The sequence below is a fragment of the Actinomyces sp. ICM47 genome (assembly GCF_000278725.1).
Taxonomy (GTDB): domain Bacteria; phylum Actinomycetota; class Actinomycetes; order Actinomycetales; family Actinomycetaceae; genus Pauljensenia.
In genome coordinates, this window is sequence record NZ_ALCA01000003.1 from 1 (window position 1) to 13506 (window position 13506).

Annotated in this window: 11 protein-coding genes; 5 read left to right on the plus strand and 6 right to left on the minus strand. The window is 64.8% G+C overall.

Features of this window, described 5'->3' with window-relative positions; translation table 11 throughout:
* The 3 genes from HMPREF1136_RS00050 to HMPREF1136_RS00060 form a co-directional block, all read right to left on the minus strand.
* Positions 1 to 996: Mrp/NBP35 family ATP-binding protein (locus HMPREF1136_RS00050; RefSeq protein ID WP_009647248.1), on the minus strand; the 996-nt coding region annotated here is incomplete at its 3' end.
* A 45-nt stretch (positions 997 to 1041) separates the two neighbouring features.
* On the minus strand, positions 1042 to 1599 hold the full coding sequence (locus tag HMPREF1136_RS00055) for a DUF1003 domain-containing protein (RefSeq protein WP_009647261.1): 558 nt from the start codon (positions 1597 to 1599) through the stop codon (positions 1042 to 1044).
* Positions 1592 to 2896 carry a magnesium transporter MgtE N-terminal domain-containing protein gene (locus tag HMPREF1136_RS00060; RefSeq protein WP_009647264.1) on the minus strand — a complete coding sequence of 435 codons (1305 nt, stop codon included), beginning with the start codon at positions 2894 to 2896 and terminating at the stop codon, positions 1592 to 1594. Before HMPREF1136_RS00060 ends, HMPREF1136_RS00055 begins: the two co-directional genes overlap by 8 nt.
* A 104-nt stretch (positions 2897 to 3000) precedes the next feature.
* Here HMPREF1136_RS00060 and HMPREF1136_RS00065 point away from each other — a divergent pair, with 104 nt between their 5' ends.
* On the plus strand, positions 3001 to 3825 hold the full coding sequence (locus HMPREF1136_RS00065) for a general stress protein (RefSeq protein ID WP_009647270.1): 825 nt from the start codon (positions 3001 to 3003) through the stop codon (positions 3823 to 3825).
* A gap of 39 nt (positions 3826 to 3864) precedes the next feature.
* Here the strand turns inward: HMPREF1136_RS00065 and HMPREF1136_RS00070 are convergent, their stop codons facing one another.
* From HMPREF1136_RS00070 to HMPREF1136_RS00080, 3 genes are all read right to left on the minus strand, one after another.
* Positions 3865 to 5373 carry an aminopeptidase P family protein gene (locus HMPREF1136_RS00070; RefSeq protein WP_009647259.1) on the minus strand — a complete coding sequence of 503 codons (1509 nt, stop codon included), beginning with the start codon at positions 5371 to 5373 and terminating at the stop codon, positions 3865 to 3867.
* Between the two features lie 123 nt (positions 5374 to 5496).
* On the minus strand, positions 5497 to 6495 hold the full coding sequence (locus HMPREF1136_RS00075; protein WP_009647272.1) for an asparaginase: 999 nt from the start codon (positions 6493 to 6495) through the stop codon (positions 5497 to 5499).
* 15 nt (positions 6496 to 6510) lie between these two features.
* A complete protein-coding gene (locus HMPREF1136_RS00080; protein WP_009647255.1) occupies positions 6511 to 7971 on the minus strand; it encodes an amino acid permease in 1461 nt (486 codons plus the stop codon).
* A 239-nt stretch (positions 7972 to 8210) separates the two neighbouring features.
* On the opposite strand from HMPREF1136_RS00080, the gene HMPREF1136_RS00085 reads away from it, so the two are divergent.
* The 4 genes from HMPREF1136_RS00085 to HMPREF1136_RS00100 all read left to right on the plus strand — a co-directional run bounded on the left by HMPREF1136_RS00085 (position 8211) and on the right by HMPREF1136_RS00100 (position 13494).
* On the plus strand, positions 8211 to 9059 hold the full coding sequence (locus tag HMPREF1136_RS00085; RefSeq protein WP_009647271.1) for a PHP domain-containing protein: 849 nt from the start codon (positions 8211 to 8213) through the stop codon (positions 9057 to 9059).
* Positions 9056 to 9685, plus strand: coding sequence for a MarC family protein (locus HMPREF1136_RS00090; RefSeq protein ID WP_009647258.1), 630 nt, complete (start codon positions 9056 to 9058; stop codon positions 9683 to 9685). Before HMPREF1136_RS00085 ends, HMPREF1136_RS00090 begins: the two co-directional genes overlap by 4 nt.
* A 200-nt stretch (positions 9686 to 9885) precedes the next feature.
* Entirely contained in the window at positions 9886 to 10449 is a 564-nt protein-coding gene (locus HMPREF1136_RS00095) for an LPXTG cell wall anchor domain-containing protein (protein WP_009647273.1), read from the plus strand.
* A gap of 678 nt (positions 10450 to 11127) precedes the next feature.
* Positions 11128 to 13494, plus strand: coding sequence for a glycogen/starch/alpha-glucan phosphorylase (locus tag HMPREF1136_RS00100; RefSeq protein WP_009647262.1), 2367 nt, complete (start codon positions 11128 to 11130; stop codon positions 13492 to 13494).
* Positions 13495 to 13506: the final 12 nt, after the last annotated feature.

Genomic DNA, 13506 nt, shown 5'->3' on the forward strand with positions numbered 1-13506 from the left:
GCCCTCGCGCAGCGCGATGTCGAGGGGCACCTGGGCCAGGAGCGGCACCGAGTAGCCGAGCTGGGCGGTCAGGCGCGCGGATACGGATTCGCCGCCGCCCGCGCCGAAGATTTCCAGGCGCGAGCCGTCGGGCTGGGGCAGGAAGGACATGTTTTCGACGACGCCGATGACCTTCTGGTTCGTCTGGGCGGCGATGGAACCGGCTCGCTCGGCGACCTCGGCGGCGGCGACCTGCGGTGTCGTCACAACGAGGATTTCGGAGTTGGGCAGCAGCTGGGCGATGGAGATCGCGACGTCACCCGTGCCGGGGGGCATGTCGATGAGAAGGACATCCAGGTCGCCCCAGAAGACGTCGGCGAGGAACTGCTGGAGGGCGCGGTGCAGCATGGGGCCGCGCCACACGACGGCCTGGCCGTCGGGCACGAACATGCCGATGGAGATGACCTTGATGCCGCCGACGCCCACGGGCGGGATCATCATGCCGTCGATGACCTGCGGATCGTGGTCGACGCCGAGCATGCGGGGAATGGAGAAGCCGTAGATGTCGGCGTCCATGACACCAACCTTGAGGCCCTGCGCGGCGAGCGCGGCGGCCAGATTCGCGGTCATGGAAGACTTGCCGACGCCGCCCTTCCCGGAGGTGACGGCGATGACGCGGGTCAGTGAGTCGGGACGCGAGAACGGGATCTCGCGCTCGGGGCGACCACCGTTGAGTTTTTCGCGCAGCGCCTTCTTCTGGTCCTCGTCCATGACGCCCATTTCGACGGTGACGTTCTCGACGCCGTCGAGGGCACCCACGCGCTCGGAGACGTCCTTCGTGATCTGGGTGCGCAGCGGGCACCCGGCGGTGGTGAGCAGGACCTTGATCGCGACGGACGAGCCATCGATGGTGACCAGGTCGGGGGTCACCATGTTGAGGTCGGTGATGGGACGACGGATCTCGGGGTCGATAACCTGGCCGAGAGCGTCCATGACGGATTCAAGCGTGACTGGCATGGACTCCACTCTACTGGCCGGTGCACCCATCTTCTAGGGGGGAGTTTAGTCGGCCTGAGAATGTCCTTCCGTGTCCTGGTGACCGTCCGTGTCGGTGTCCGAGGCCTTGGCGGCGTCCGCGGCGATCTCGGCTCGCAGGTCCTCGAGCATGTCGCGCAGTTCGGAGCGCACGAAGTCGCGCGTGGCGACGTCCTGGAGGGCTAGGCGCAGGCCGGCGATCTCGCGGGCCAGGTACTCGGTGTCGGCGAGGTTGCGTTCGGCGCGCAGGCGGTCCTGTTCGGCGACGACGCGGTCGCGCGCGTCTTGGCGGTTCTGCGCGAGCATAATGAGCGGGGCCGAGTACGAGGCCTGGGTTGAGAACGCGAGGTTCAGCAGAATGAAGGGGTAGGGGTCCCACGCGGATTCTACGCTGATACCAGCGAGCACGAGGTTTGCGGTAATCCAGGCAACGACGAAGATCGTCATGTAGAGGACGAAGCGGGGGGACCCCATGAAGCGCGCGGTGGCCTCGGCGAAACGACCGAAGCCGTCGCCTCCGCCGGAGCCTGGGCGGCGGAAGAACCCGCGGCGCTTTTCGAGCGGGTTGTCGAGACGATCAGCCATCGATGCTCCTTGCCATCATGCGGTCGGTGACGTCGTCATCGAAATCGCGCCAGTCTTCGGGCAGCAGTTCGTCGAGCACGTCGTCGACCGAGACGGCGCCGTGTAGGTGTCCGTCCTCGTCGACGACGGGAAGAACCGTCAGGTTGTAGGTGGCCAGCAGTCGGGTTACCTTCGCGATGTGCGCGTTGGGGTCCACGGCTTCGATGTCGCGGTCGAGAATCGTGCCGAGCAGGGTCTGCGGTGGTTCGCGCAGCGCGCGTTGGATGTGGACCATGCCCAGGTATTGGCCGGTTGGGGTCTCCTGGGGTGGGCGCGCGATGAAGGCGACGGTCGCGATGGAGGCGGGGATGTCCTCGCGGCGCACTGCGGCGAGCATCTGCGCGACGGTGGCGGTGGGGCCGAAAATGACCGGTTCGGTGGTCATGAGCGAACCCGCAGTGGACTCCTCGTAGGTCATGAGTCGGCGCACGTCCTCGGCCTCTTCGGGTTCCATGAGGGCCAGCAGGGACTGCGCTTTGGCGGTGGGTAGTTCGGCGACGAGGTCGGCGGCGTCGTCGGGCTGCATGACGTCGAGAACGTCAGCGGCTCGTGCGGCCTGGAGAGCAGAGACGATCGCTACGCGGTCGTCGTCACCGAGTTCTTCGAGTACGTCGGCAAGGCGTGCGTCGGTCAGCTGCTGCGCAACTGCGATCTTGCGGTCCTGGGGGAGGCTGTGGATGAAGTCCGCGAGGTCAGCGGCGCGCATGTCCTCGGTGTACTGCAACAGGGCGGTGGCTGATTGATTCGAGTTGGTCTTGAGCAGACCTGACACCTCGGTCACGTCGACCGTCAGCGTCTCGCCGCTGCGCGTGAAGCCGAGGGACGAGGTGCGCACGCGCTGGACGTGCAGCGTGGAAATCACCCAGTCCTTGGGGCGACGCTGACGCATGGCAACGTCGAGGATGCGCACTTGGCCGGAGCCGTCGTTCATGGTGACGACGCGGTCGAAGAGTTCGGACAGCACCAGGGTCTCGATGGGGCGCTGTGTGAAGGATCGGATGTTGAGCAGGCCCGTCGTGATGACCGATCCGGCTTCGATGGACGTCACGCGGGTCAGCGGCAGGAACACGCGTTTGCGTGGGCCGACCTCGACGACGAAGCCGATGACATTGGCTTCAGATTTCAGCCGAAAGATGACAACGACATCGTGAATCTTGCCGACTTGGTCGCCCAAAGGGTCGAAAACACCGGTGCCGGCAAGCTTTCCGATGTAGACGCGTCGGCCCTTGGTGCCAACCTCAATAGATGCAATGCTCACTTAATCATTTTAGGCTGATGATGTTCAATGCGTCGTAATGGAGAGCCGGTGCCGGGTGGACAATGTGTCCCACGCCACCGTTGCTGTGGTGATTGGAGAGAGAAATGGCCATTGTGATGGAACCGAAGATGCCGACGGGTACGGAGGTTGCGTCCTACCAGACCTACGCGCAGGCTCGAGCGGGTGTTGACTTCCTGTCCGATTACGGTTTCGACGTTTCGTCGATCACGATCGTCGGCACGGATCTGCACATGGTGGAGCGCGTGACGGGTCGCCTGACGATTGCTCGGGCGTCCATGTCGGGTGCGTCCAGCGGCGGACTGTGGGGTGCGCTTGCGGGCATGTTCATGTCCGCGGGACAGAACGCTGGCGGCACGGGCACCTGGGTGGTGGGCGGCATCGTCATCGGTGCGCTTATCGGCATGGCCCTGTCTGCACTGGCGTTTATTCTGCGAGGCCGCAACCGTGACCTCCTGTCCTCTCAGCAGGTCGTTGCCGAGCGCTACGCGATCTTGGCGGCCTCGGACATCGACCGTGCGTTCACCCTCCTGCAGCGCACGCCAGGCAACATGGCACGCCCCAAGCGTGCGCGCGAGGTGACAGAGCGCCCGAAGAAAGACTCTGTCGGCTTCTTCCCCGACGGCCGCCCGCGTTTTGGCGCTGCGACCAAGGAGGGGGATATCCCGAGCGGGGCACCCGAGGCCTCGGCTGCGTCGAGCACGAACGAGGCCGTGGCACCGTCGCAGGTCACGCAGGCCGTCTCCCCGGTGTCCTCCGCGTCGGAGAGCGAAGCGGCGCAGACTGCGGCCTCCGCTCAGCCCGCGCCCGCACAGCCCGCGCCCGCACAGCCCGCGCCTGAAGGACGCGACGACGCCCCGGCCTCGTCCCCTGAGGGAGACCAGGCCGAGGCGTCGGATCAGCGTTCCTAAGCGGCGCGCTTCCAGCGAAAAAATCCGCGCGGGGCGCGCTTAGCGTCCCTGGATGCGCGCGATCCACTCCTCGACGTCTGCGATGGTGCGCGGGATGTCTTCGGAGATGCGCGTGACGGTGCCGTCGGCGTTCACCACGACGTCGTCCTCGATGCGCACGCCGATTCCGCGGTATTCCTCGGGGATCAGCAGGTCGTCGGCGCGGAAGTACAGGCCCGGTTCGATCGTGAAGATCATGCCCGGCTCGAGCAGCGCGCCTTGGTAGAGTTCTGCGCGCGCCTTCGCGCAGTCGTGCACGTCCAGGCCCAGGTGGTGGCTGGTGCCGTGCGGCATCCAGCGGCGGTGCTGCTGGCCGGTGGAGGCCAGGGACTCTTCCGGGGTGACGGGCAGGATGCCCCACTCGTACAGGCGGGCAGCGATGACCTCCATAGCGGCGTCGTGCACGTCCTTGAAGCGGCAGCCGGGCTGGTTGGCGCGGGCCAGGGCAGCCTCGCAGGCGTCGAGCACGGCCTGGTAGACGCGGGCCTGGACCTCGGTGAAGCGCCCGTTGACGGGCAGTGTGCGCGTGATGTCGGCCGTGTAGAGGGAGTCGACCTCGACGCCGGCGTCGACGAGCACCAGGTCGCCTTCGCGCACCTCGCCGTCGTTGTCGATCCAGTGCAGGGTGTTCGCGTGGTTGCCGGAGGCCGCGATGGTGTCGTATCCCAGGCCGTTTCCTTCCTCGCGGGCGTTCGCCGCGAAGGCCCCCTCGATGACGCGCTCGCCACGGCGGTGACCGATGGCGCGCGGCAGGACGCGGATGATGTCCTCGAAGCCGGCCTTGGTGACCTCGACCGCGCGGATCATTTCCTCGATCTCGTAGGCGTCTTTCTTGAGGCGGATTTCGGAGAGGCGTTCCTCGAGAGCCTCGTCTTCTTCGCGCGCGTCGTCGCCAAACGGCAGGGACGCCTGGATGCGAATCTCGTTGACCATGTCTTCGATCTGGGCGTCCACGCCGCGCACGATGCGTAGGCTCACCTGGCCGGCATCCTTGGACAGCGCGTCGCGCAGCGTGTCAATGTGGCGGGTTTCCAGGCCGGTCGCGGCCGAGACCTCTTCGAGCGACGGGCGCGCACCCACCCAGAATTCGCCGTAGCGCGGGTTGGCGTAGAACTCCTTGGAGGAACGCGAGGCGCGCGGCTTGAAGAACAGCAGCGCGGTGTGGGTGCCGTCCTCATTCGGTTCGAGCACCAGGACCGTATCCGGCTCCTTTTCGCCGCCCAGGCCCGACAGGTGCGCGAACGCGGAGTGCGCGCGGAAGCGGTAGTCGCAGTCGTTCGAGCGGACCTTGTAGGGACCCGCGGGGATGACGAGGCGCTCGCCGGGGAAGGGGGCACCGGCCTTGAGAGTGCGGTCGGTGAGGAAATCGGCGACGCGTTCACGCGTGGGCAGGTCAGTGGGGCGCGGGGCCCATCCGGAGCCGATGAACTTGCGGAACGCAGAGGACTGGGGCTGACGGGAGCGGCTTTCGCCTCGGTCGGCCATTGACTGGGATTCTTCTTCGCTCATGGGCCCATTCTACGGCTGTGAGCGCCCCGGTGGAGTGCCCGGGGGCATGACAAACCCCGGCCTCGTTCCCAGGTCGCGCGGCAGGCGCGGGGACGAGGCCGGGGCAGGTCGTGTGGGAGAGGATCAGTCCTGGAGGGTGAGCTCTCCCGCGATGGACAGGTCCATCCAGCGCTTGAAGTCCGCGCCGCGCTTGCCCTGCGAGAGCAGGAACACGGTCTTGGCGTAGAGGGCCTCGAGCGTCATGTCGTGCGCGCCGATCGCACCCAGCTGCGCCAGGGCGTTGCCGGCCTCGTAGTGGCCGAGCATGACCTCGGACTGGTAGCACTGGGAGGCAACAATGATCGGCACATCGGCGTTGGCGAGCTCGGCCAGGACATCCACCAGGCCCGGCTCGGACGCGGGGATGTTACCCACGCCGAAGGTGCGCAGGATGAGAGCGTCCGGGTGGGGCGTCGTCATCGCGCGCAGGCGTGCGGCGCTCATGCCGGGAACCACGTCGATGACGGCGACATCCTGGCGCGTGTACGGGCTGGGATCGGTCCAGCCGGTGCCCGGATGGGGAGCGCCGTACCAACGCCACGGGGCACCCGTGCGCGCCATCGGGGACACGGAGGGCGACTCAAAGCCGCGGAAGGCCCACGACGAGGTCTTGGTGGCCCGGTTGCCGGCCAGGAGCTTGTGCCCGAAGAACAGCATGACCCCGCGCGCGTGGCGTGAAATCGCGGCGCGCAGCGCACCCGTGACGTTCGCCGACGCATCCGAGCCGACCACGCCGAGCGGGTACTGGGAGCCGGTCAAGACGACCGGCTTGCCCATGCTCGCCAGCGCGTAGGACAGGGCCGCAGCCGAGTAGGCCATCGTGTCCGTGCCGTGCAGGACCAGGAAGGCATCGGCCTCATCGGCGTGCGCATTGATGTCGTCGATGATGGCCTGCCAGTCCTCGGGAGTGGCCTCCGAGGAGTCGATGAGTGGGTCCAGCGTCGACATCGTGATGTTCGAGGCCAGCTCGATGCCCTCCAGCTGGGAGCCGAACCACCCCTGCAGGTCCGCGCCGGGACGCAGACCCTCCGGGGAATCGACCATGCCGATGGTTCCACCCGCATACGTGACGTGAAGACGCACGGTGAGTCCTTTCGATCAGTCGCCCGACACCAGGGTCTCGTCACCCTGGAGCGAGGCGGCGGCCTCGTCGGTCAGGTTGCCGACGCGCCCGCGCACGTAGTACCAGCCGGCGACCATGAGGACGACGACCACGGCGAAGAGCGCGAGGGTCCAGCGGCCCGACTCGGAGGTCACGTTGGAGCCAACGACCACCGCGAAGAAGAGCAGTGCCAGGTAGTTCGTGTAGGGGGCGCCCGGCATACGGAACTCGGGACGCTGCGCTTCGCCGCGCTTGACCTTGCGCAGGAACGCCAGGTGCGAGATGAGGATCATCGCCCAGGTACCAGCGATGCCGATGCCCGCCAGGTCCATGACGATGTTGAAAGCGTCCTGCGGCACGAAGGCGTTGAGCAGGACGCCCAGCAGACCGAGCGACGCGGTGATGATGATGCCGCCGTAGGGCACGTGGTTCTTGTTGAGGCGAGCCGCGTAGCGCGGCCCCTCGCCCACGAGCGCCATCGAACGCAGCGTGCGACCGGTCGCGTAGAGGCCGGCGTTCAGCGAGGAGAGCGCCGCGGTCAGGACAACCACCTGCATGATGTCACCCGCGTGGGGAACGCCGATGCCGGAGAAGAACGTCGTGAAGGGTGACTCATTCGACGAGTAGGCGTTGTAGGGCAGCGCCAGCGCGAAGAGGACGACGGAGCCAACGTAGAAGAAGAAAATACGGATGACCATCGAGTTGATGGCCTTGGGCAGGATTGTTGCGGCATCCTTCGCCTCGCCGGCTGCGACACCCACCATCTCGGTGCCGCCGAAGGCAAAGACGACGCCCAGGGTCAGGGCGAACACGGGGGCCAGGCCCTCGGGGAACCAGCCGCCGGACTCGGAAATGTTGTGGACGCCCGCGGTGTAATCGGCGACGTGCGCCTGCGTGATGATCGCCCAGATGGCGACAGCCATGAAGATGAGGATCGTCGCGACCTTAATCATCGCGAACCAGAATTCGGCCTCACCAAAGGCCTTCACGCTCAGCATGTTCAGGACGAACACGAGCGCCAGTGCGATGAGGGCGATCACCCACTGTGGGATGGCCTCGAACATTGTCCAGTAGTGCATGTAGAGCGCTACAGCGGTGATGTCAGCCATGACGGTGACGGCCCAGTCCAGGAAGAAGAACCAGCCGGTGATGAACGCGCCCTTCTCGCCCAGGAACTCGCGAGCGTAGGACACGAAGGCGCCCGAGGAGGGGCGACGCACCGCCAACTCGCCGAGGGCGCGAACCATCAGGAATGCGAAGACGCCACACACTGCGTAGGCGAAGGCGAGCGCGGGGCCGCCCTGGGCCAGACGGCCGCCGGCACCCAGGAACAGGCCGGTGCCAATCGAGCCGCCGATGGCGATCATCTGGATATGTCGGTTTTTCAGAGCCTTATTATACCCGGCGTCTCCCGCATCGGTCGCGGTAGACACCTGGGTCTGATCCTTGTCAGACACGCGTGTACTCCAATCGGTGTTGAGGGGGCCATATGGCCGTGTGCAGACAGTTTCCTACAGTGATCGGCGTCTCGCCGGGGGTGGGCATATGCGCAAAGACGTGTTGTGACCCGTGAAAAGACGTGCGGAGAGACGACGTCCCACCGCTCAAAATCAGGGGTTTTCACGAGGCCTCGGCGCGCTCGCGGGGACCCCCTCCGATGCCCGGTGGTGTGATCGGATTAATGCGGTAATCTCAGATGGTGAAGCGAATTGATCCCCATACTCATAGCGCTTACTCGGATGGAACGGACACGCCCGCGCAGCTCCTCGCGATTGCCGCCGAGGCCGGGTTGGACGCGATTGCGCTGACCGATCACGATACGACGACCGGATGGGACGAGGCTGTATCCGCTGTCCCCGACACTGGCGTCACCCTCATTCGGGGCGCTGAAATGTCCTGCTCAGCATCGGGCATCACCGTGCACCTGCTGGCCTACCTTTTCGACCCGGCCAGCCCCGGCCTCGTCGATAATTTTCGGCGAACCCGGGAGGACCGCGAGACGCGCGCCCTCCGCATGGTCGAGAACTTGAGCGCGGACTACCCGATCACATGGGAGGACGTGCTCGCTTTCGCGCCCGAGGGAGGCCCCGTGGGACGTCCGCACATCGCCGATGCACTCGTCGCCGCCGGTGCTTTCCCCGACCGCAGCGCCGCATTCGTCAAGGCACTGCACCCGTCGGGTCCCTACTACGTGCACCACTGGGCACCCGACCCGGTCGAAGCGGTGCGCTGCGTGCGTGAGGCCGGGGGAGTGCCCGTCTTGGCGCATCCGCGCGCCCGCAAGCGTCAGCGGCTGCTGCCCGAGGACGTTATCGCGCAGATGGCTCAGGCTGGTCTCTTCGGTATCGAGCGCAACCACCGCGACCACGCTCCTGAGGATCGCGCCGACGTTGACCGCATCGCCAGGGAATTGGGACTCGCGGAGTTTGGATCCTCCGACTACCACGGCACCGGCAAGCCCAACCGCATCGGCGAAAACACGACCGACCCTGACATCATCGCCGAGGTTATCGCGCAAGGGAGTATCGAGGTGGTGCAGCCGTGAGCCTCTTCGACGTCGCCCTCTTCGCCACCGCCTTCACGACGCTGACGGTCATCATGGACCCCATCGGCACGGTGCCGATCTTCCTGGGACTCACGTCTCGTTATTCCCAGGCCAAGCAGCGGCGGGCAGCGATCCAGGCGACCTCCGTGTCCTTCGGTGTCATCCTGACATTCGCGATCCTCGGCGGACAGATCCTGCGCCTCCTGAGCATTTCGATGGAGGCACTGCAGCTGTCCGGCGGCGTCCTGCTGTTCCTGGTCGCCATGGAACTCCTCATGGGCACCGATTCCTCGACACCTGATACGGGGGACGAAAGCGTCAACGTCGCGCTCGTTCCCCTTGGGACGCCGCTGCTGGCTGGTCCCGGCTCGATCGTCGCCGTCATGGTGGCCGTTGGGCAGGCTGGAGCGAACGTCGGATCGTGGATCGCCGTCGTCCTGGCCGTGGTGCTGGCGCACGTCGTCATGTGGCTGACGATGCGCTTTTCGCTCATCCTCTCTCGGCTGCTGGGACCCGGGGGCATCATGCTGTTGACCAAGATCTCAGGTTTGCTTCTCGCTGCTATTGCAACGCAACTCATCATGGAGGGAATTTTCAAGTTTATCGCGACGTTCCAGGGTTCTTGAACTTTTTAGAAGGGCGTGAATTACTCGGTATTTGAGTTAAATTCTGATGTGATGGACAGGGTCGTCTGGTGTGATTTTAGGAAAACCCTTCTCGATGGTCAGGAAGTGTTGTAGAGTAAGGGTGGATCCCTGATCTGACACTCCCAGTGCCGGTCAGGGTCGTGCATTCATCCCGCATCACATCCGTTTCAGGAGAGATCATGAAGAAGACGACTGCCTCCCTGTTCGCCGCGACGGCGGCTTTTGGCATCATCGCTGCTTCCACCGGCGTTGCTTTCGCAGCTGAGTCTCCGATTGGTGACGGCGCGAAGGGGAACCCTTCCATCGGTGAACCTTCGAAGGGTAACCCCTCCATTGGTCAGCCCACTCCCTCGCCTTCCACCCCGGTCGTTGGTCCCGAGGAGCCGCCGGCCCCCGTCGACAACACGCCTACCCCCGAGCCGTCCAACCCCGGCCCCGGTCCGGATCAGCCCTCGACGCCTGCTCCCGAGCCTCAGACGCCCACCCCCGGCGAGGAACCCTCTGTTCCCGAGCCGGCCGCTCCCGGTTCTGGGACCGGCGTGACCACCCATGGCGAGGTGACCCCCGCCGAAGGTCTGGCTCCTGTGAGCGTTCGTTCCGGTATCCGTCACTCGAATGGGCCTGCTGAGGCTTCTACCCAGATGCTGGCAAACACTGGTTCTTCTGCGTCGATCGCTGCGGGCGCTGGTGTCATCGCCCTGGCTGGTGGTGTGACCCTCGTGATCGCGCGCAAGCGTCACTGAGGTTTTTGCTTGACAGAATCCGCGGGTCCGCTCGAATCGAGCGGACCCGCTTTTTGTCTAGTTTTTGCAGATCGCAGCGACTTTATGAACAAACGTGCATGGATGTGCCGCAGATTTGCAACGAAAACGAGGTGTTTCGCCTTGAAATGATATGCGCGTCACATGCACAATGGGAGTACCGAAAGTCACCATGAATTGAGCCCTCATGATGAACCGGTGATGGAAAGTGGCATCGCTCGCCCGAGGGGTGCCACTTTCCTGTATATGTGCCCCTGCGGGCAGTGCCCCCGCAGGGGCACGCCCCTGATGTTCGGTACCTCCGTTGTGGTGCCCTGTCGTGTGCGGCGCTGTGCTCTCCGGGATTGGGGGAAGCCTCGGCCCTTGCGCTTCTCTCCACCCGGCAAGTTCAGTGTTCGTGCTGTCATTTCGCGATGCTCGTGAGTCTTCGCGCAGGTCCGGCCTCGAGTGAGTTGGTAGGGGAGTGTGGGGGTTGGGTCTTTAGTCATGGGGCCTTTTCGGGGGGTGTAGTTGGTCATGTGAGAGTGGGTGGTGAATCTCGCAGAGAGTGGTCAAAACAGGGAATTAGCTGCGCGGATCGGTAATCTGTAAGGTGAGGCCCGATCCCTACCCGGGGCTCGCCGCTTGGCGGGAGGGCATAGACACGAAAAAGGAAGTCATATGACGCTGGATCTGACGCAGTCGCTGCCCTCGCATGTGCGTGCGACCTCCGGGCGCCCCGTTGAAGACTCGACTCTGATGGAGGTGTGGCAGGGTCTGTCCGCTGCCATCGTCGATCAGATCGCTGACAACTGGGCCGCCACCACCGAGCGTTACGCCAAGGGCCGTCAGGAACACTACTTCTCCGCTGAGTTCCTCATGGGTCGCGCCCTGCTGAACAACCTGTCGAACCTTGGCCTCGTCGAGAAGGCTCGCGAAGCCCTCGCCGCCTACGGCCTCGATCTTGGCCAGGTTCTCGAAGAGGAGCCGGACGCCTCCCTCGGTAACGGTGGCCTCGGCCGCCTCGCCGCCTGCTTCCTGGACTCCTGCGCCACCCTGGATCTGCCCGTGCGCGGCTACGGCATCCTGTACCGCTACGGTCTGTTCAAGCAGCTCTTCGACAACGGCTTCCAGACTGAGCACCCGGATCCGTGGATGGAGGAGGGCTACCCCTTCGTCACCCGCCGCGAAGAGCGCTCCCGCATCGTCTCCTACGCCGACCTGACCGTGCGCGCCGTCCCCTACGACATCGCGATCACCGGCTACGGCACCAAGAACGTGGGTACCCTGCGTCTGTGGAAGGCCGAACCCATCGAAGAGTTCGACTACGACGCCTTCAACTCCCAGCGCTTCACCGACGCGATCATCGACCGTGAGCGCACCATGGACATCTCCCGTGTCCTGTACCCCAACGACACCACGTTCGAGGGCAAGGTCCTGCGCGTGCGCCAGCAGTACTTCTTCTGCTCCGCCTCCCTGCAGGAGATCGTCGAGAACTACGTGCGTCACCACGGCACCGACCTGAATGGCTTCGCCGAGTACAACGCCGTTCAGCTCAACGACACCCACCCGGTCCTCGCCATCCCCGAACTCATGCGCATCCTCATGGACGAGCACGGCCTCGGCTGGGAAGAGGCCTGGGCAGTTGTCTCCAAGACCTTCGCTTACACGAACCACACGGTTCTTGCCGAGGCCCTCGAGACCTGGGACATCCACATCTTTGATCGCCTGTTCCCGCGCATCTCCGAGATCGTCCGCGAGATCGACCGTCGCTTCCGCATCGACATGGCCGAGCGTGGCCTCGACCAGGGCACCATCGACTACATGGCCCCCGTCTCCGGAAACACCGTGCGCATGGCCTGGATCGCCTGCTACGCGTCCTACTCCATCAACGGCGTCGCCGCCCTCCACACGGAGATCATCAAGCGCGACACCCTCAAGGAGTGGTACGCCATCTGGCCTGAGCGCTTCAACAACAAGACCAACGGCGTGACCCCGCGCCGCTGGCTCAAGCAGTGCAACCCCCGCCTGGCCGCCCTCCTCAACGAGGTCACCGGTTCCGACGCGTGGGTCCGCGACCTCACCGTGCTCTCTGACTTCACCGAGGCTGGCACCGACGACGTGCTCACGCGCCTGGGCGAGATCAAGCACGCTAACAAGGTCGACTTCGCTGCGTGGATCAAGGAGCGCGAGGGTGTCGAGATCGATCCCGACTCGATCTTCGACGTTCAGATCAAGCGTCTGCACGAGTACAAGCGTCAGCTGCTCAACGCCTTCTACGTCCTGGACCTGTACTTCCGCATGAAGGATGACCCGACGCTGGATACCCCGAACCGCGTGTTCATCTTCGGTGCGAAGGCTGCCCCCGGCTACATCCGCGCCAAGGCCATCATTAAGCTCATCAACGCCATTGGCGAGCTGGTGAACAACGACAAGGACATCAACGGTCGCATCAAGGTCGTCTTCGTCCATAACTACAACGTCTCGCCCGCCGAGCACATCATCCCCGCCGCCGACGTCTCCGAGCAGATCTCGATGGCTGGCAAGGAGGCCTCGGGCACGTCCAACATGAAGTTCATGATGAACGGCGCCCTCACCCTGGGCACCCTGGATGGCGCGAATGTTGAGATTCTCGAGGCCGTGGGCGCGGACAATGCCTACATCTTCGGCGCGACCGACGATGAGCTGCCCGAGCTGCGTCGTCACTACGATCCCCGTTGGCACTACGAGAACGTCCCCGGCCTCAAGCGCGTCATTGACGCCCTGACCGATGGCACGCTCAACGACAACAACTCCGGCTGGTTCTACGACATCCGCCACTCGATCCTTGAGGGCGGCTACGATCCGGCCGACGTGTACTACGTCCTGGGCGATTTTGCCGCGTACCGTGAGACCAAGGATCGTATGGCCGCCGATTACCGCGACCAGAAGGCATGGAACAAGCGCGTGTGGGCGAACATCTCCCGCTCCGGTCGCTTCTCCTCGGACCGCACGATCTCCGACTATGCTCGCGAGGTCTGGCACATCGAGGGTGAGCCGATCGCCTGACGCATTCGCGTA

Bases quoted from the DNA above. Each gene is read 5' to 3' on its own strand.
- HMPREF1136_RS00055 (WP_009647261.1), bottom strand. From the start codon at position 1,599: ATGGCTGATCGTCTCGACAACCCGCTCGAAAAGCGCCGCGGGTTCTTC.
- HMPREF1136_RS00065 (WP_009647270.1), top strand. From the start codon at position 3,001: ATGGCCATTGTGATGGAACCGAAGATGCCGACGGGTACGGAGGTTGCG.
- HMPREF1136_RS00070 (WP_009647259.1), bottom strand. From the start codon at position 5,373: ATGAGCGAAGAAGAATCCCAGTCAATGGCCGACCGAGGCGAAAGCCGC.
- HMPREF1136_RS00085 (WP_009647271.1), top strand. From the start codon at position 8,211: ATGGTGAAGCGAATTGATCCCCATACTCATAGCGCTTACTCGGATGGA.
- HMPREF1136_RS00095 (WP_009647273.1), top strand. From the start codon at position 9,886: ATGAAGAAGACGACTGCCTCCCTGTTCGCCGCGACGGCGGCTTTTGGC.
- HMPREF1136_RS00100 (WP_009647262.1), top strand. From the start codon at position 11,128: ATGACGCTGGATCTGACGCAGTCGCTGCCCTCGCATGTGCGTGCGACC.